This is a genomic window from Streptomyces sp. NPDC051172 (assembly GCF_040682555.1).
In the GTDB taxonomy this organism is placed as follows: Bacteria; Actinomycetota; Actinomycetes; order Streptomycetales; family Streptomycetaceae; genus Streptomyces.
On sequence record NZ_JBFBBE010000001.1, the window covers coordinates 161,527 to 179,383 of the forward strand.

Annotated in this window: 16 protein-coding genes; 6 read left to right on the forward strand and 10 right to left on the reverse strand. The window is 71.5% G+C overall.

Annotation, left to right across the window (positions count from 1 at the left end):
- Window positions 1-2 precede the first annotated feature (2 nt).
- The 4 genes from AB0N07_RS00695 to AB0N07_RS00710 are packed head-to-tail and all read right to left on the reverse strand — an operon-like array spanning window position 3 to window position 4,101.
- Window positions 3-1,217 carry a histidine kinase gene (locus tag AB0N07_RS00695; protein WP_365830612.1) on the reverse strand — a complete coding sequence of 405 codons (1,215 nt, stop codon included), beginning with the start codon at window positions 1,215-1,217 and terminating at the stop codon, window positions 3-5.
- Complete coding sequence (locus tag AB0N07_RS00700; protein WP_365830614.1) at window positions 1,214-2,926, reverse strand: cation acetate symporter; 1,713 nt, start codon at window positions 2,924-2,926, stop codon at window positions 1,214-1,216. The genes AB0N07_RS00695 and AB0N07_RS00700 overlap by 4 nt, the downstream gene beginning before the upstream one ends.
- A gap of 24 nt (window positions 2,927-2,950) precedes the next feature.
- Complete coding sequence (locus tag AB0N07_RS00705; protein ID WP_365830616.1) at window positions 2,951-3,349, reverse strand: hypothetical protein; 399 nt, start codon at window positions 3,347-3,349, stop codon at window positions 2,951-2,953.
- Between the two features lie 2 nt (window positions 3,350-3,351).
- Window positions 3,352-4,101, reverse strand: a complete 750-nt coding sequence (locus AB0N07_RS00710; protein WP_365830618.1) for a LytTR family DNA-binding domain-containing protein — start codon at window positions 4,099-4,101, stop codon at window positions 3,352-3,354.
- Between the two features lie 78 nt (window positions 4,102-4,179).
- Here AB0N07_RS00710 and AB0N07_RS00715 point away from each other — a divergent pair, with 78 nt between their 5' ends.
- From AB0N07_RS00715 to AB0N07_RS00740, 6 genes are all read left to right on the forward strand, one after another.
- The gene (locus AB0N07_RS00715; RefSeq protein WP_351479364.1) at window positions 4,180-4,665 is read left to right on the forward strand and encodes an Lrp/AsnC family transcriptional regulator; all 486 of its coding nucleotides are present in this window, start codon (window positions 4,180-4,182) and stop codon (window positions 4,663-4,665) included.
- 154 nt (window positions 4,666-4,819) lie between these two features.
- Window positions 4,820-5,632 (forward strand): dimethylargininase, encoded by an 813-nt coding sequence (ddaH, locus tag AB0N07_RS00720; RefSeq protein ID WP_365830621.1) that lies wholly within the window; start codon window positions 4,820-4,822, stop codon window positions 5,630-5,632.
- Window positions 5,629-6,849: an ornithine--oxo-acid transaminase gene (rocD, locus tag AB0N07_RS00725; RefSeq protein ID WP_365830623.1), complete on the forward strand. Its 1,221-nt coding sequence runs from the start codon at window positions 5,629-5,631 to the stop codon at window positions 6,847-6,849. The genes ddaH and rocD overlap by 4 nt, the downstream gene beginning before the upstream one ends.
- A gap of 120 nt (window positions 6,850-6,969) precedes the next feature.
- On the forward strand, window positions 6,970-9,411 hold the full coding sequence (locus AB0N07_RS00730; RefSeq protein ID WP_365830625.1) for a SpoIIE family protein phosphatase: 2,442 nt from the start codon (window positions 6,970-6,972) through the stop codon (window positions 9,409-9,411).
- A 69-nt stretch (window positions 9,412-9,480) separates the two neighbouring features.
- On the forward strand, window positions 9,481-10,710 hold the full coding sequence (locus AB0N07_RS00735; RefSeq protein WP_365830627.1) for a SpoIIE family protein phosphatase: 1,230 nt from the start codon (window positions 9,481-9,483) through the stop codon (window positions 10,708-10,710).
- Between the two features lie 260 nt (window positions 10,711-10,970).
- Complete coding sequence (locus AB0N07_RS00740) at window positions 10,971-11,705, forward strand: lysophospholipid acyltransferase family protein (protein ID WP_365830629.1); 735 nt, start codon at window positions 10,971-10,973, stop codon at window positions 11,703-11,705.
- A 68-nt stretch (window positions 11,706-11,773) separates the two neighbouring features.
- Here the strand turns inward: AB0N07_RS00740 and AB0N07_RS00745 are convergent, their stop codons facing one another.
- From AB0N07_RS00745 to AB0N07_RS00770, 6 genes are all read right to left on the reverse strand, one after another.
- Entirely contained in the window at window positions 11,774-13,378 is a 1,605-nt protein-coding gene (locus AB0N07_RS00745; RefSeq protein ID WP_365830631.1) for an alpha/beta hydrolase, read from the reverse strand.
- Between the two features lie 131 nt (window positions 13,379-13,509).
- The gene (locus tag AB0N07_RS00750) at window positions 13,510-14,277 is read right to left on the reverse strand and encodes an urease accessory protein UreD (protein ID WP_365830633.1); all 768 of its coding nucleotides are present in this window, start codon (window positions 14,275-14,277) and stop codon (window positions 13,510-13,512) included.
- Window positions 14,265-14,942, reverse strand: a complete 678-nt coding sequence (ureG, locus tag AB0N07_RS00755; RefSeq protein ID WP_365830635.1) for an urease accessory protein UreG — start codon at window positions 14,940-14,942, stop codon at window positions 14,265-14,267. Before ureG ends, AB0N07_RS00750 begins: the two co-directional genes overlap by 13 nt.
- Window positions 14,943-15,105: 163 nt before the next feature.
- The gene (locus tag AB0N07_RS00760; protein ID WP_365830803.1) at window positions 15,106-15,780 is read right to left on the reverse strand and encodes an urease accessory UreF family protein; all 675 of its coding nucleotides are present in this window, start codon (window positions 15,778-15,780) and stop codon (window positions 15,106-15,108) included.
- Window positions 15,781-15,823: 43 nt separating this feature from the next.
- Window positions 15,824-17,545, reverse strand: coding sequence for an urease subunit alpha (locus AB0N07_RS00765; protein ID WP_365830637.1), 1,722 nt, complete (start codon window positions 17,543-17,545; stop codon window positions 15,824-15,826).
- A complete protein-coding gene (locus AB0N07_RS00770; protein WP_365830639.1) occupies window positions 17,538-17,849 on the reverse strand; it encodes an urease subunit beta in 312 nt (103 codons plus the stop codon). The genes AB0N07_RS00765 and AB0N07_RS00770 overlap by 8 nt, the downstream gene beginning before the upstream one ends.
- Between the last annotated feature and the right edge of the window lie 8 nt (window positions 17,850-17,857).

Here is a 17,857-nt window from a genome sequence, read left to right on the forward strand (position 1 = left end):
GTTCATTCCTCGCTCAGCCGCCCGGCCGAGTGCACTCCCGGCTGGTATTTCGGCAGCCTGGCGGTGATCTTCATGCCTGCTCCCACGGCGGTCTCGATGACGAGCCCGTAGTCGTCGCCGTAGACCTGGCGCAGGCGGTCGTCGACGTTGGACAGTCCGATGCCGCCCGACGGGCTGACCTCGCCTGCGAGGATGCGGCGCAGCAGGTCGGGGTCCATTCCGGCGCCGTCGTCCTCGATGACGACCAGGGCCTCGGCGCCGGCGTCCTGCGCGGTGATGCTGATGTGGCTCTTGCCGGCGGGCGCCGCCTTGCCCTCCAGGCCGTGTTTGACGGCGTTCTCGACGAGCGGCTGCAGGCACAGGAAGGGCAGGGCGACCGGGAGCACCTCGGGGGCGATCTGCAGGGTGACGGAGAGGCGGTCGCCGAAGCGTGCCCGCACCAGCGCCAAGTAGTGGTCGATGGCGTGCAGTTCGTCGGCGAGGGTGGTGAAGTCGCCGTGCCTGCGGAACGAGTAGCGGGTGAAGTCGGCGAATTCCAGAAGGAGTTCGCGGGCGCGTTCGGGGTCGGTGCGGACGAAGCTGGCTATCACCGCGAGCGAGTTGAAGATGAAGTGCGGGGAGATCTGGGCGCGCAGTGCCTTGATCTCGGCCTCGATCAGACGGGTGCGGGACTGGTCGAGATCGGCCAGCTCCAGCTGGACGCTCACCCAGCGGGCGACCTCTCCGGCGGCCCGGACGAGGACGGCGGACTCGCGGGGGGCGCAGGCGACCAGGGCGCCGTGCACGCGGTCGTCGACGGTGAGGGGGGCGACGACCGCCCAGCGCACCTGGCAGTCCGGGTCGGGGCACTTGAGGGGGAAGGCCTCGCCGCGGCCGGTCTCCAGGGGTCCGGCGAGGCGTTCCATGATCTCGCCGCGGTGGTGGCCGCCGACGCCGTCCCAGACCAGGACCTCCTTCTGGTCCGTCAGGCACAGGGCGTCCGTGCCGAGGAGGGTGCGCAGCCGGCGGGCGGACTTGCGTGCGGTCTCCTCGGTCAGTCCGGCCCGCAGCGGGGGTGCGGCCAGGGAGGCGGTGTGCAGGGTCTGGAAGGTGGCGTGCTCGACCGGGGTGCCGAGTCCGCCGAGGCTCTCGGGGCGTGCCGTACGCCGGCCGAGCCAGAACCCGCCGGCCAGCAGCGGCAGGACGGCCACGCACAGTCCGGCGAGGAATCCGCTCACGCCTTCACCTCCGCGCGCAGCTCCTCCGGCAGATGGAACCTCGCCAGGATCGCCTCCGTGCCGCCCGGCACGCGGCCCGGGGTGGCCAAGGACACCAGCACCATGGTGAGGAAGCCCAGCGGCACCGACCAGAGGGCGGGCCAGGCCAGTAAGGCGTGCAGCGGGCCCGTGCCCGGGAAGCCCGCCATCGTCGCGGCCACCGCCAGGAACGCCGAACCGCCGCCGGTCAGCATCCCGGCGGCCGCGCCCGGCGGGGTCAGCCTGCGCCACCAGATGCCGAGGACGAGCAGCGGGCAGAAGGACGACGCGGACACCGCGAAGGCCAGCCCGACGGCATCGGCGACGGGAAGCCCGCCGACGATGACGCTGGCGGCGAGCGGCACCGCCATCGAGAGCACCGTGCCGAGCCTGAAGTGCCGTACTCCGCGCGTCGGCAGGACGTCCTGGGTGAGCACCCCGGCCACGGCCATGGTCAGCCCGGACGCCGTGGACAGGAACGCGGCGAAGGCGCCGCCCGCCACCAGCGCACCCAGCAGGTCGCCGCCCACGCCGCCGATCATGCGGTCGGGCAGCAGCAGGACGGCGGCGTCCGCGTCGCCGGTGAGGGTGAGTTCGGGGGTGTAGAGGCGGCCGAGGGCGCCGTACAGGGGCGGCAGGAGGTAGAAGGCGCCGATCAGTCCGAGCACGGCCACGGTGGTGCGGCGGGCGGCGACGCCGTGCGGGCTGGTGTAGAAGCGGACGACGACGTGCGGCAGGCCCATGGTGCCGAGGAAGGTGGCGAGGATCAGCCCGTAGGTGGCGTAGAGCGGGCGTTCCTCGCGGCTGGAGGCCAGCGAGGTCGACATGCCGCCGTTGGTGCCGCGGTCGGCGGCCGGGACGGTGGCGCCCTTGGCGAAGGCCAGCCGGGTGCCCCGCTCGATGTGGTGGGTGCCGGGGGGCAGTCGGATCCGTCCGCCGTCGTGGGTGCGGCCGTCGACCGTGCCGGTCACGGTGACGGTCAGCGGCCGGTCCAGTTTCAGGTCGAGGCTGTCGTCGACGCGTACGACGCGCTGCTCACGGAGGGTCGCCGGCTCCTCGAAGGCGTGGCGGGGCGCGCCGTCGCCCTGCCAGGCGAGGACCAGGAACAGGGCGGGCACCAGCAGGGCGGTGAGCTTGAGCCAGTACTGGAAGGCCTGGACGAAGGTGATGCTGCGCATCCCGCCGGCGGCGACGGTGGCGACCACGACGACGGCCACGATCAGCCCGCCGAGCGAGCCGGGCGCACCCGTCAGCACCGTCAACGTCAGCCCCGCGCCCTGGAGTTGGGGCAGCAGATACAGCCAGCCGACGCCGACGACGAACGCCCCGGCCAGCCGCCGTACCCCCTGCGAGGCCAGCCGGGCCTCGGCGAAGTCGGGCAGCGTGTAGGCGCCGGAGCGGCGCAGCGGGGCGGCGACGAACAGCAGCAGGACCAGATAGCCGGCGGTGTAGCCGACCGGGTACCAGAGCATGTCGGGGCCCTGGACCAGGACCAGGCCCGCGATGCCCAGGAAGGAGGCGGCGGAGAGGTACTCGCCGCTGATGGCGGCCGCGTTGAGGCGGGGGCCGACGGTGCGGGAGGCGACGTAGAAGTCGGAGGTGGTACGGGAGATGCGCAGGCCGAAGGCGCCGACCAGGACGGTCGCCACGACCACGAGGGCGACGGCGGGGACGGCATAACTGGAGTTCATCGGTCCTCGTTCATCGGTCCTCGTTCAGCGGTCCTCGACGAGGCGCACGAAGTCCCGTTCGTTGCGCTCGGCGCGCCGGACGTACCACAGGGCGAGCAGGACCATCGGGGCGTAGAGGCAGAAGCCGAGGATCACCCACTGCAGTCGGCGGGCGTCCGGTGTGGCGGCGAAGACCAGGGGCAGCGGGCCGATCAGCAGGCCGAGGAACGCGAACACCGCGAGTGCGGCACGGAGTTGGGTGCGCATGAGGGAGCGGACGTAGGTGTGCCCGAGGGTGGTCTGCTCGTCGATCTCGGTGCGCGGGCGGTAGTAGCCGGAGGCATGGGGGTACCGCCCGCGCGAGCGAAGCCGAGCGTGGGGGAGGGTGCGGCGCGGCGGGCCGGTCACGACGACGCGCCGCTCGGCGGGGTCCTGGCTGGGCACGGCTACGGCCTCCTCATCAGCAGGTCCCGCAGTTCGCGTGCGTGGCGGCGGCTGACCTGCAGTTCCTCGGCGCCGACCAGGACGCTCACCGTGCCCGCGTCCAGACGGAGTTCACCGACGTGCCGCAGAGCGACCAGGTGACGGCGGTGGATGCGGACGAAGCCGCGGGAGCGCCAGCGTTCCTCCAGGGTGGACAGCGGGATCCGTACGAGGTGGCTGCCCCTGTCGGTGTGCAGACGGGCATAGTCGCCCTGGGCCTCGACGTGGGTGATGTCGTCGACGGCGACGAAGCGCGTCACACCGCCGAGTTCGACCGGAATCTGGTCGGGGTCGGGCTCGTGCACGGGGATGCGCGGGGTGTTGCCCGTCAGTTCGGCGGCGCGGCGAACGGCCTCCGCGAGGCGTTCCTTGCGGACGGGCTTGAGGACGTAGTCGACGGCCTTGAGGTCGAATGCCTGTACGGCGAAGTCCTCGTGGGCGGTGACGAACACGACCAGCGGCGGCTGGGCGAACCCGGTCAGCAGCCGGGCCAGGTCGAGGCCGTCGAGGCCGGGCATGTGGATGTCGAGGAAGACGACGTCGATGGCCTCGGGACCGCCCGGACCGGACTGGAGCGCCCGGTTGATGCGGCGCAGCGCCTCGGTCGCGTCGCCTGCGCCCTCCGCGCTGCCGATGCGGGGGTCCGCGTTCAGCAGATACAGCAGTTCCTCCAGCGAGGGGCGTTCGTCGTCGACGGCGAGGGCGCGCAGCATGAACCCGGAGTGTAGGTGGAATCCGCACCTGTGGACATGTGCCGTGGTGTGGACGTCCGTGCTGGATACAGTGCCGACATGAACAGCAGGCCGGCCCCCTTCGACGAGCTCGACCGGAAGATCATCACCGCGTTGATGGCGAACGCCAGGACGAGCTTCGCCGAGATCGGTGCGGCCGTCGGGCTGTCGTCCACGGCGGTCAAGCGGCGCGTGGACCGGCTGCGCGAGACGGGCGTGATCACCGGGTTCACCGCCACGGTGCAGCCGGCGGCGCTCGGGTGGCGCACGGAGGCGTACGTCGAGGTGTACTGCGAGGGCGCGGCCCCGCCGCGGCGGCTCGCGGAGGTGGTCCGCAACCATCCGGAGATCACGGCGGCGATGACGGTGACCGGCGGCGCGGACGCGCTGCTGCACGTACGGGCGCGGGACGTGGACCACTTCGAGGAGGTCCTGGAGCGGATCCGCATCGAGCCCTTCATCCGCAAGACGATCAGCGTGATGGTGCTGTCCCATCTGCTCCCGGAGAGCCCAGAGGCGGGCGCGACCCAGCCCGCCCCCGAATAAACGTCCGAACGCGCAGCGGCGCTGCGTATAACCGGTCCAAGACGCAGCATTCCTGCGCGGACACGCAATTCTCGTTCCTTGTCGCTTTACTCCGTCACTTCCTACCTTGGTGTCAACCCACCCTCGACACCGCAGGAAGCGGAGGAACCCCTCTGTGTCCGATTCCCGTGTGCCGCGCCGGCGGCGCTTCCTCGTCTGCGAACCCAGACATTTCGCCGTGCAGTACGCGATCAACCCCTGGATGCAACCCGATGTCCGCGTCGACGTGGACCTGGCCCAGGAGCAGTGGCAGGCGCTGATCGGCGCCTACCGGACCCATGGCCACACCGTCGACACCCTGGAGCCGGCCCCCGGCCTCCCGGACATGGTCTTCGCCGCGAACTCGGCGGTCGTCGTCGACGGCCGCGTCTTCGGCTCCCTCTTCCACGCGCCCGAGCGGCGCCCGGAGTCCACCCACTACGACACCTGGTTCAAGGCGGCCGGCTTCGACGTCCACCGCCCCGAGGCCGTCTGCGAGGGCGAGGGCGACCTGGTCTGGACGGGCCGCTACGTCCTGGCCGGCACCGGGTTCCGTACGACCCGCGAGGCGCACCGCGAGGTGCAGGAGTTCTTCGGCCACCCGGTGATCAGCCTGACGCTGGTGGACCCGCGCTTCTACCATCTGGACACCGCGCTGTTCGTCCTGGACGACGACAACATCTCCTACTACCCGGAGGCTTTCTCCCCGGGCAGCCGGGAGGTGCTGGCGCGGCTGTATCCGGACGCGGTGCTCGCCACCCTGGACGACGCGCTGGCCTTCGGTCTCAACTCCGTCTCCGACGGCCGCAACGTCTTCATCGCGCCCCAGGCCGAGTCCCTCGCCACCGCCCTCGCCGGCCGCGGCTATGTCCCCGTGCCCGTCGACCTGTCCGAGTTCCGCAAGGCAGGCGGCGGCATCAAGTGCTGCACTCAGGAGATCCGTTCATGACCGCTCCCGTGACCACGCGTTCGTCCGCCGAGCTGATCCGCGCCGAGGAACCGGTCCTGGCGCACAACTACCACCCGCTGCCCGTGGTCGTCGCGCGTGCCGAGGGCACCTGGGTGGAGGACGTCGAGGGCCGCCGCTACCTCGACATGCTGGCCGGCTACTCGGCCCTCAACTTCGGCCACCGCCACCCCGCGCTGATCGAGGCGGCCCACCGCCAGCTGGACCGCCTCACGCTCACCTCGCGCGCCTTCCACAACGACAGGCTCGCCGAGTTCGCCGAGCGGCTGGCCGAGCTGACCGGCCTGGACATGGTGCTGCCGATGAACACGGGCGCCGAGGCGGTCGAGTCCGGCATCAAGGTGGCCCGCAAGTGGGCGTACGAGGTCAAGGGCGTCCCCGCCGACCGGGCGACGATCGTGGTCGCGGCGGAGAACTTCCACGGCCGTACGACGACGATCGTCAGCTTCTCCACGGACGAGACCGCACGGGCGGGCTTCGGCCCGTTCACGCCGGGCTTCCGGATCGTGCCGTACAACGACCTGGCGGCGCTGGAGGCGGCGGTCGACGAGACGACCGCGGCCGTGCTCATCGAGCCCATCCAGGGCGAGGCGGGTGTCGTCATCCCCGACGAGGGCTATCTGACGGGAGTGCGGGAGCTGACCCGCCGCAAGGGCTGTCTGTTCATCGCGGACGAGATCCAGTCGGGCCTCGGCCGCACCGGCCGTACCCTCGCCGTCGAGCACGAAGGCGTCGTCCCGGACGTCCTGCTGCTGGGCAAGGCGCTGGGCGGCGGCATCGTCCCGGTGTCCGCGGTGGTCGCCCGCCGGGACGTGCTCGGCGTGCTGCGGCCGGGCGAGCACGGTTCGACGTTCGGCGGCAACCCCCTCGCCGCCGCTGTCGGCACGGCCGTCGTGGAACTGCTGGAGACGGGCGAGTACCAGCGCCGGGCCGCCGAGCTGGGCGTGGTCCTGCGCGGTGGCCTGGCCGCCCTGGTCGGCAAGGGCGTCGCCGGCTTCCGCGCCCGCGGCCTGTGGGCGGGCGTCGACGTCGACCCGGCCATCGGCACCGGCCGCGAGATCAGCGAACGCCTCCAGCGCGAGGGGGTCCTGGTCAAGGACACCCACGGCTCCACCATTCGGCTGGCGCCGCCGCTGACCATCACCGGCGAGGAGCTGGAGTCCGCGATCGGCGCACTGGAGAAGGTCCTGGGTTCCTGACCGGGGTGGGGGGCGGCCGGACTCCGCCCCCCGCTCTTCTCTGCGTCCTCACCGATTGCCCGGAGGGTGAAGATGGGGACAAGAGGTGGTAGACCACTCTCAGCGACAGAGAGGTCGGCCGTGGGCACTGACGAGGAGCAGGACCTTGCCCGGCAGCGGTTCGACGTGGCCGATGCCGCGCCTCTGCTGCTCGACGCCCAGGGCGTGGTGACCAGCTGGACCCGGGACGCCCGGCGGCTGCTGGACTACACCGCCCCCGAGGTGGTCGGCACCCCGGTGACCGGCCTGCTGGCCACGGAGGACGCCGCACGGGTGCCCGAGGTGGCCGAGCGGTGCCGCAGGGACGGCGGCTGGGCCGGGCTGCTGACCGCCCGGCACAAGGACGGGCACCCGGTCCGCGTAATGGTCCGGATCACTCCGGCGGTGGGGCCCGGCGGCGGGGCCCACTGGCTGGTGCTGCTCTCCGACATGGCCGGAGCACGCGGCTGGGACATGAGCCGCGCGGTGCTGGAGCAGATGGTGACCGGCTCGCCCGTCGGCATAGCGGTCGTGGACGCGAATCTGCGGTGCGTCTGGTCGAACGCGGCCCTGGAGCGGTTCGGCGGCGGCTCCCCAGGGGAGCGGCTGGGTCGGCGGCTGGCGGAGATCCAGCCGGGCATCGACTCCGAGGGCATCGAGACGCAGATGCGGCGCGTGCTGGAGACCGGGCAGCCGGTGGTCGGCTACGAGCACGTCGGCCGTGTGCGCTCGGCACCGCTCCAGGAGACGGCGCACATGATGTCCTTCACCCGCCTCGAGGACGACCACGGCCACCCGATGGGCGTCTATTACACCGTCGTCGACATCACCGAGCGGCACCGCGCCCGGCAGCGGCTGGCCCTGCTCGACCGGGCCGGCGAGCAGATCGGCCGCAGCCTGGACATCGTGCGGACCGCCCAGGAGCTGGCCGACGTGGCCGTGCCGGGCTGCGCCGACTTCGTCTGCGTCGACCTGCTGGAGTGGGTGCTGCGCGGCGCGGAACCCCCGGCCGGGCCGCTCAGCCCCACGGAGGCGGTGCCCCTGCGGCGGGCCGGACACCAGTCGGTGAACCCGGGCGTCCCCGAAGCCGTCGTCGAGATCGGCGCGGTGGCCACCTATCTCCCCGGATCGCCCCCGATCCGCTGCCTGGCCACCGGTCTGTCCTGGCGCGAGGAGCGGCTCGACCCGCTGGCCCGGGAGTGGGCCGGCGACCGTACGGCCACGTTCCTGGAGCTGGATCTGCACACCGTGATGATCGTGCCGATCCGCGCGCGGGGCGTCACCCTCGGCGTCACCACGTTCTTCCGGCGCCGGCCTCAGGAGCCCTTCGACGAGGACGACCTCAGCCTGGCCGAGGACCTGGTCTCGCGGGCCGCGGTCTGCGTGGACAACGCCCGCCGCTATGCCCGCGAACGCAATGCGGCCCTGGTGCTGCAGCGCAGCCTGCTCCCCCGTCGGCTGCCCGATCAGGACGCCGTGGAGGTGGCCGCCTGCTACCGGCCGGCCGACGAGCTCACCGGCCTGGGCGGCGACTGGTACGACCTCATCCCGCTGTCGGGCGCCCGCGTCGCCCTCGTCGTGGGCGAGGTGCCGGGGCACGGCATAGACGCCGCGGCGGCCATGGGGCGCCTGCGGACCGCCGTACGCACCCTGGCGGCGCAGGATCTGCCGCCCGAGGAGGTGCTCGCGCACCTGGACGACCTGGTCGCTCGGACCGGCCGAGAGGAGCTCGGCGATCCGGAGGGCGTCGACGTGCAGGTCGCGGGGTCCGGCTGTGTGTACGTCATCTACGACCCGGTCGACGGACAGTGCACGATGGCCGCCGCGGGCCACCCCGCACCCGCCGTCGTCCTGCCCGACGGCAGTGTCAGTTTCGTGGACCTGCCGCAGGGGCCGCCGCTCGGCGTGGGCGGGCGGCCCTTCGAGGCGGTGGAGCTGGCCCTCGCCGAGGGCAGCACGCTCGTCCTGCACACCGACGGGCTGCTGGCCCGCGAGGACGACGACCGTCCGGTCGACGCGGACCGTGACCGGCTGCGCCGGGCCCTGGAGCGGATCGCACCCTCCCTCGACCTGCGCTGCCGGGCCGTGGTCGACACGCTGATCCCGGACCGCCCGGACGACGACGTGGCCCTGCTGATGGCCCGCACCAGGCTGCTGGGCGCCGACCAGGTAGCCGACTGGGACCTGCCCGCGGACCCGGCCGTCGTCGCCGACGCCCGCAAGGAAGCCACCCGGCAGCTGACCGAGTGGGGCCTGGAGGAGCTGGCCTTCACCACGGAACTCGTGGTCAGCGAGCTGGTCACCAACGCCATCCGGCACGCCGAAGGCCCCATCCGGCTCCGCCTGATCAGGGAACGCGCTCTGATCTGCGAGGTCTCCGACGGCGGCGCCACCGCACCCCATCTGCGCCATCCGCGCACCACCGACGAGGGCGGCCGCGGGCTCCTTCTGGTCTCGCAGTTCACCGAGCGGTGGGGCACCCGTTTCGTCCCCGAGGGAAAGGTCATCTGGGCCGAGCAGTCCCTGACGGATCCCCCGGCCTGACACACCGATACCGCACATACACCGCATCACATGGGAAAATGGCGTGAACCCGGCGATGAGGCGGCAGCCATGAACGATGGGGCGATCGACTACGCGGCAGTGTTCCAGTGCCTGCCGGGGATGGTGGCGCTGCTGACGCCCGAGCTGGTGTTCGCCGACGCCAACGAGGAGTTCCTGCACAATGCCGGGCGCACCCGCGAAAATGTGGTGGGCCACTATCTGTTCGACGTCTTCCCCGACAACCCGAACGACTCCACGGCCTCCGGCATGCGCAATCTGGCGGCCTCGCTGCAGCGGGTGCTGGAGACCGGCGAGCGCGACGCCATGGCCCTGCAGCGCTACGACGTCGAGAGCCCCGACCGGCCCGGCGAGTGGGAGGAGCGCTACTGGAGCCCGGTCAACGCGCCGGTGCTCGGCCCGGACGGCAAGGTGGTGCTGCTGGTGCACCGCGTCGAGGAGGTCACCGAGCTGATCAAGGCCAGGGGCAGCCCGCGCGGCAGCCGGGCCCGGGTGCTCGAGGCCGAGCTGTACACCCGCGCCCGCGAACTGCAGGACCTCAACGAGCGGCTCCGGCAGGCCCACGCCCGCGAGCGCGAGGTGGCCATCGCACTGCAGGAGGCGATGCTGCCCGCCCGCCGGCAGGCCGGCCACCAGCACGCCGCCGTGCGCTACCGGCCCGCCGTCGGCTCACTCAACGTGTGCGGGGACTGGTACGACCTGGTCGACCTGGTGGGCGGCCATCGCATCGGCGTGGCGGTGGGCGACGTGGTCGGACACGGGCTCGCAGCCGCCGGGGTCATGGGCCAGCTGCGCAGCGCGCTGAGCGCCGCCTCCCGGGTCGCCAAGGGCCCGGGCGAGGCGCTGAACGTCCTGGGCCGGTATGCGAACGTGGTCGACGGCGCCGAGTCCGCCACCGCCGTCACGACGTTCATCGACTTCGACGAGCACACCATCACCTACAGCAGCGCCGGCCACCTTCCGCCGGTCCTCGTCCACGCAGACGGCCGTATCGAGTTCCTCGACCAGGCCACCGACCCGCCGCTCGACGCCCGACCCGACCCGATGCCCAGACCCGAGGCCTGCACGCGGTACGCCGAGGGCGCCACCCTCGTCCTCTACACCGACGGTCTGGTCGAACGCAGAGGCGAGGACATCGACACCGGACTGGCCCGCCTCGCCGACTCGCTGGCCCGCCACCGCACCGAGGACCCGGAACGGCTGGCCGACGCGGTCCTGCTGGAGCTGCTGCCGCCGGGAGGTGCGACCGATGACACCGCCCTGGTCATCGTGCGGCTGTGAGCGAGCAGACGGGGTGGTGCGCCGCAAGGGCCGGGCGTCCGCCAGCAGTTGAACGCGATCGCGCCATGATGTGCCATCAGGTTGCTGTCTACCGGTCGGTAACTGGAGGCTGGTGCGGCAGTTGTCCCCACGCGCGCGACGCGGCGTCCGCCGTGTTCCGGCGAACTGCGCCTGCACATAGACTGGCGATCCCACGACACGCCGGTTGACCTGCTGGAACGCGGCGGCACAGGCGATCCGCCGGAGTGAGGAGCGACCCTTTGTTCTACTACGTGCTCAAATACGTGTTGTTGGGACCTCTGCTGAGACTGGTCTTCCGGCCTCGCATCGAAGGCCTCGAACACGTACCTGCCGAAGGTCCGGCGATCGTCGCCGGCAACCACCTGTCCTTCTCGGACCACTTCCTGATGCCGGCCATCCTCAAGCGCCGCATCACCTTCCTCGCGAAGAAGGAGTACTTCACCGGTCCCGGCATCAAGGGCCGCCTCACCGCGACCTTCTTCCGCAGCGCCGGGCAGATCCCGGTCGACCGCACCGGCAAGGAGGCGGGCCAGGCCGCCATCCGAGAGGGCCTCGGCGTGCTGCGCAAGAACGAACTGCTCGGCATCTACCCGGAGGGCACCCGCTCGCACGACGGTCGCCTCTACAAGGGCAAGGTCGGGGTGGCGGTGATGGCCCTGCGGGCCCAGGTGCCCGTCATCCCCTGCGCGATGATCGGCACCTTCGAGGCGCAGCCGCCCGGCAAGGTCATCCCGAACATCCACCCGGTCGTCATCCGCTTCGGCAAGCCCCTCGACTTCTCCCGCTACGCCGGCATGGAGAACGAGAAGGCGATCCTGCGGGCCATCACCGACGAGATCATGTACGCGATTCTGAAGCTCTCCGAGCAGGAGTACGTCGACGAGTACGCGGCCGTCGCCAAGGCGCAGCAGGCCGAGGCGGCCGGCGCGGCGGAGAAGAAGGCGCGCCGCCTCCCGCGGATGCCACTGGGTTAGGACGAGCTGAGCACGAGGAAGGGGCGGCCGGAGTGTTCCGGCCGCCCCTCACTTCGTATCGCTGCCGGTTACGGCTTGGGCGTGGCGTGCGGGGTGCAGGTCACGTCCGCGGAGTCCAGCTTGCCGCTCAGGAGGTAGTCGTCCACCTTCTGGTTGATGCACGGGTTGACCAGGCCGGTCACACCGTGCGAGCCCGCGTCCTTCTCGGTGATCAGGCGGGAGCCCTGGAAGCGGTTGTGCAGTTCGACGGCGCCGTCGTACGGGGTGGCGGCGTCACGCGTGGACTGCACGATCATGACCGGCGGCAGGCCCTTGTGGGTCTTGACGTTCACCGGGGTCTGCTGCTTGACCGGCCAGGTGGCGCACGGCAGGTTCATCCAGGCGTTGGCCCACGTCATGAACGGGTAGTTCTTGTTGAGCTCGGTGTTGTCCCTGTCCCACTTCTTCCAGCTGGTGGGCCACTTGGCGTCGGTGCACTCGACGGCCGTGTAGACGGCGTTGCCGTTCTCCGCGGTGATGTTGCCCGCCGTGTTGGACATGTCCGGGGCGGCCGCGTCGACCAGCGCCTTGGTGTCGCCGGCGAAGTACTTGCTGAACGCCGTGGCGACCGGCACCCACGAGGAGTCGTAGTACGGGGCGCTCTGGAAGAAGGAGATCAGCTCGGCCGGGCCGACGACCCCGCCGAGGGGGCTCTTCTTGGCGGTGGCGCGCAGCTCCAGCCACTTCGCCTGGACCGCGTCGCGCGTGGTGCCGAGGTGGAAGGCGGCGTCGTTGGCGGCGACCCAGTCCTCCCAGTCCTTCCAGCGGCCCTCGAAGGCGACGTCCTGGTCCAGGTTGGCCTGGTACCAGATCTTCTCCCGCGACGGGTTGACGACGCTGTCCACGATCATGCGGCGCAGATGGCCCGGGAACATGGTGCCGTAGACGGCGCCGATGTAGGTGCCGTAGGAGACGCCCAGGTAGTTGAGCTTCTTCTCACCGAGCGCGGCACGGATGACATCCAGGTCGCGCACCGTGTTGGGCGTGGTCATCTGCGAGAGCATCGCCTTGCCGGTGCGCTCGGCGCAGCCCTTGGCGTACTCGGCGGCCAGCTTGCGCTGGGCCAGCTTCTCGGCCTCGGAGTCCGGCACCGGGTCGGCCTTGGGCGCCTTCACGAACTCCTGCGGGTCGATGCAGGAGATCAGCGCGGAGTGGCCGACACCGCGCGGGTCGAAGCCCACGAAGTCGTACGCCTTGGCCACGTTGACCCACACCGGGTTCTTGGTCGTGACCCGACGCGGGAAGCGCATGCCGGAAGCGCCGGGGCCACCCGGGTTGTAGACGAGCGCACCCTGGCGCTCCTCCTTCGTCCCCGTGTTGCCGATGCGGTCGACGGCCAGCTTGATCTGCTTGCCGTACGGATGCGCGTAGTCGACCGGGACGCTGACGTACCCGCATTGGATGGGCTTCTCGAAACCCCAGTCGGCGGGGCAGTCCTGCCAGTCGATCCCGGCCTTCGCCGCCCGCTCGGCCGCGATGGCCGCACCTCGGGCCTCGCGGTCCTTGGCGGGCCGCGAGCCGGCGGTCGCGCTGGCACTCGGCGCCGCGACGGCGCCGGCTATGAGCGTCGCCGCGGCGAGCACACCGGCCGAGCCGAGCGCGGTGGCCCGCTTCTTTCGTCTCATATCCCTCAAGTGGGACCTCCCCCAACGTCATTGCGATTGTCAGGGGCGATCCTTTCGGCTGTGAACATGCCGAGAACAGGGGTCGTTGACCTTCTTTACCAATCCGATAAACGGTGACCGTTGTCCCGCTCAGCGGAATTTCACGCCACAGCGGCCAGCGCCTCGTCCAGCACCCGCCGCAGCCGCAGGGCATCGGCCGCCACCGCGCTGACGAGCACGGCGGGCCCGGCGAGCGGCATCACCACGGCCCCCTCCCCCAGCACCCGGGCCGCCACGGGCTCCACCCCGAACTCGGGTCGTACGACGACCAGTTGCCCCACGGCCCGGTGCCCGCCCAGCACGGCCGGACCGTCCCACCCGCCCGGCGCTCCGGGCCCGCAGGCCAGCTCCTGGTCGAGGATCACCCGCCCCTCGACACACACCGTAAGACGACTGGTCAGCCGCCCGGGTTGCTCCCCGACCCGCCCGAGCACCTGCTCCTCGCGCAGCACGAGCCGAGCGGCATCGCCCAGCTCGACCCGCGTCCTGACATACAGGTCGCTGCCGTGCGCGGAGATCAACTGCTCGGGCAGCCACTCCAGTTCGCCGCCGTCAGCGACGTCGAGCCGCACGTCGTAGCGTGCCTCGCCCTTGGACTGCCCGGGCAGCGCGATGGTGGCGGCGGCCGACCCGACCCTCAGCCGTGCCCCGCTCCCCACCTCGGCCTCGACGGCGAACTCGTCCCCGCCGAGCGGCCCGCTCATCGCCCCGACGAGCATGACGCGGGCCTCGGCGCCACTGCCCCGCGTCCGCCGCAGCGCGAGCGGCCCCTCCCCCTGAAGCACGGGCAGGGCCGTACCGCCCCTGCCGTCCTCCCGGGCGACGATCCGGGCGGTGGCCCGCACCCCGCTCACGGTCACGCCGTCCACGCGGCGAGCTGCGCCCGCACCCACCCTGCGACGTCCGTCACCCCGGCCTCGCTCCTCAGCGACTGGAAGACGACGGGCAGTTCGGCACGTTGCGCCTTGGCGTCGGCGGCCATCCGCCCGAGGTCGGAGCCGACGTACGGCGCGAGGTCGGTCTTGTTGACGACGAGCAGATCGGCCGTGGTCACCCCCGGCCCGCCCTTCCGCGGAATGTCGTCACCACCGGCCACATCGATGACGAAGATCTGGGCGTCGACGAGCCCCTTGGAGAAGGTCGCGGTGAGGTTGTCCCCACCGGACTCGACCAGGATCAGAGCCAGCGGCCCGACCTCGTCCTCCAGATCCTCAACCGCCTCCAGATTGGCCGAGATGTCGTCCCGGATCGCGGTGTGCGGACAGGCCCCCGTCTCCACGGCAGTGATCCGCTCGGGAGGCAACACGGCTTCCCGGAGCAGGAATTCGGCGTCCTCGCGGGTGTAGATGTCATTGGTGACGACGGCGAGGGAAAGCTCGTCGCGCAGGGCCCGGCACAGCGCCGCAACGGTGGCGGTCTTGCCGGACCCGACAGGCCCGCCGAGCCCGATCCGCAGCGCGCGCCGCGATCCGTCGGGACGCCGGGCGTCGGCGCTGACGGCGGCAGGCCCGTCGTGAGTGTGATCCAGATGCATGACTACGGCTCCAATACTTCAGCGTCCGGCGCATCCCAGGCCGTCCGGCATTTGAGGACGAGGCCGTTCAGGCCGATACAGGGGGTCTGGGGGCAAAGCCCCAGGGTCGGGAACGGGCAGGGGCTCCGGGCGCGCTGCATCCATCAGCGGCTCCGCCGCGGGCCTACGAGGCGAACAACCGCACAGCCCAGGCGGCATGCACCTCCGCGGAAATCTCCAGCAACGGCGCAGAAGCCGCAGGCAACGCATCGACCCCCTCGTCGACAACCCCCCGCGCCGCCTCCACCGCGCGATCCGCGACAAGATCCACCTCCGGCGCCAGCCGAGCCAGCACCCCCGTCGCATCGAACGGATCAAGGCTCAACAACCGCACGGTCGCACTCGCCGCCCCACTGACACTCTCGTACGCCGCACAGTAGGCCGCATCCACGGCCTCCAAGCCCGCCGCCCGCGCGGCCAACCCGAGCACCACCGCCTGATGCGCGCCCTTGGGAAACTCCCGTGCCAGCGCATCGAGTTCACCCGAGGGCCAGGCAGCGCGAGCGGCCCGCATCAGCTGCCGGCCCAGCTTCCGCCCGGCGACCCGCAACGCAGGCGACGGCGTCCGCGCATCCGCGGCCGCGTCCAGGGCCACAGGATCCACGCCGAGCACGGCGGCGGCCGCGAGCGAGGCCGCGACCAGCCCCGCGGTGTGCAGCCGCCCCCGGCAGAAGGACTCCAGGCTCGCGGCTCCAGTGATCCGCCCGGCCTTGACGGCTGCCTCGGCCCCGCCGGAGTGCGCATGCCCTCCGGCGGGAAAGCGTCCGTCGGCCAGAACGAGAAGAGCTGCCCGCGACATCACGACCACGCCATCAGGAAAGTCATCAGAACAGGGAGCGTCATCAGAACAGGAAGTACCGCTGGGCCATGGGCAGTTCGGCAGCGGGCGTCGCCTCGACGAGCTCCCCGTCGATGTGTACGGCGAAGCTGTCGGGGTCGACCTGCACCCGGGGCCGCGCGTCGTTCTCCCGCATGTCGGCCTTGGTGACCCCACGCGTCGAGTCGATCGCGACGAACCGCTTGCCGAGCGAGAGCCGCTCCGGCAGCCCGTCCTCGATGGCGAGCGGCGCCACGAAGTTGAAGGAGTTCGAGGCGGGTGCCCGCCCGATCGCCCCGTACATCGGCCGCGGCAGGATCGGCTGCGGCGTCGGGATGGACGCGTTGGCGTCGCCCATCTGCGCGTAGGCGATCTGCCCGCCCTTGACGACCAGGTGCGGCTTGACCCCGAAGAACGCGGGCTCCCACAGCACGAGGTCGGCGAGCTTTCCGGTCTCCACCGACCCGACCTCGCGGGCAAGTCCCTGCGCGAGCGCCGGATTGATCGTGTACTTGGCCACGTACCGCCGCACCCGCCGGTTGTCCGCGCGCCCGTCACCCGGCAGCGCTCCCCGCCGCCGCTTCATCACATGCGCCGTCTGCCAGGTCCGCATGACGACCTCGCCGACGCGTCCCATGGCCTGGGCGTCGGAGGAGATGATGGAGATGGCGCCCAGGTCGTGCAGGATGTCCTCCGCGCCGATGGTGGACGGCCGGATCCGCGACTCGGCGAACGCCAGGTCCTCCGGCACCGCCGGGTTGAGGTGGTGGCAGACCATCAGCATGTCGAGGTGTTCCTCGGCGGTGTTCACGGTGAACGGCCGCGTCGGGTTGGTCGAGCTCGGCAGCACATGCGGCTCGGAGACCACGGTCATGATGTCCGGCGCGTGCCCGCCGCCCGCACCCTCGGTGTGGTAGGCGTGGATGCCGCGCCCGCCGATCGCGGCGAGCGTGTCGCCCACGAACCCGGCCTCGTTGAGCGTGTCCGTGTGAATGGCGACCTGGATACCCGTCTGGTCGGCCACGGTCAGCGAGGCGTCGATGACGGCGGGCGTGGAGCCCCAGTCCTCGTGCAGTTTGAGGCCCAGGGCCCCGCCGCGGATCTGCGACAGCATCGCCTCCTGCGAGACGGTGTTGCCCTTGCCGAGGAAGCCGATGTTGAGCGGGTACTGCTCCATCGCCTCCAGCATCCGCGCGAGATGCCAGGGGCCGGGCGTGACCGTGGTCGCCTTGGAGCCCTCGGCCGGTCCGGTGCCGCCGCCCACCAGGGTGGTGATGCCGGCGGACAGCGCCTCGTCGGCGATCTGCGGGCAGATGAAGTGGACGTGCGCGTCGATGGCGCCGGCGGTCAGGATCCGCCCGTTGCCTGCGATGACCTCGGTCTCGGGCCCGATGACCAGGTCGGGATGGACGCCGTCCATGGTGTCGGGATTGCCGGCCTTGCCGATCCCGGTGATCCGGCCGTCGCGGATGCCGACGTCGGCCTTGACGATGCCCCAGTGGTCGATGATCACCGCACCCGTGATGACGGTGTCCGGGGTGCCCTCCGCGCGCGTGGCACGCGACTGGCCCATGGACTCCCGGATGACCTTGCCGCCGCCGAACACGGCCTCGTCACCGGCGAGTCCGGGTCCGCCGGAACGATCCTCCTCGATCTCGACGATCAGATCGGTGTCGGCGAGCCGGATGCGGTCACCGGTGGTGGGGCCGAACAGGTCGGCGTACGCGGCACGCGAGATCTCAGGCATCGAGGGCACCTCCGGTCTCCCCGCGCAGCCCGGGCACCACACGGGCGCCGGCCAGCGGGACGAGTTCGACGTCGACGGGGATCCCGGGCTCGAAGCGCACGGCCGTACCCGCGGCGATGTTGAGCCGCTTGCCGCGGGCGGTGGCGCGGTCGAAGTCCAGGCCGGGGTTGGCCTCGGCGAAGTGGTAGTGGGAGCCGACCTGGACGGGCCGGTCGGCGGCGTTGAGCACGGTCAGCCGGGTGACCTCGCGGCCCTCGTTGTAGACAACGGGCTCGTCCGCGAACAGGATCTCGCCGGGAATCATCGAGGCCC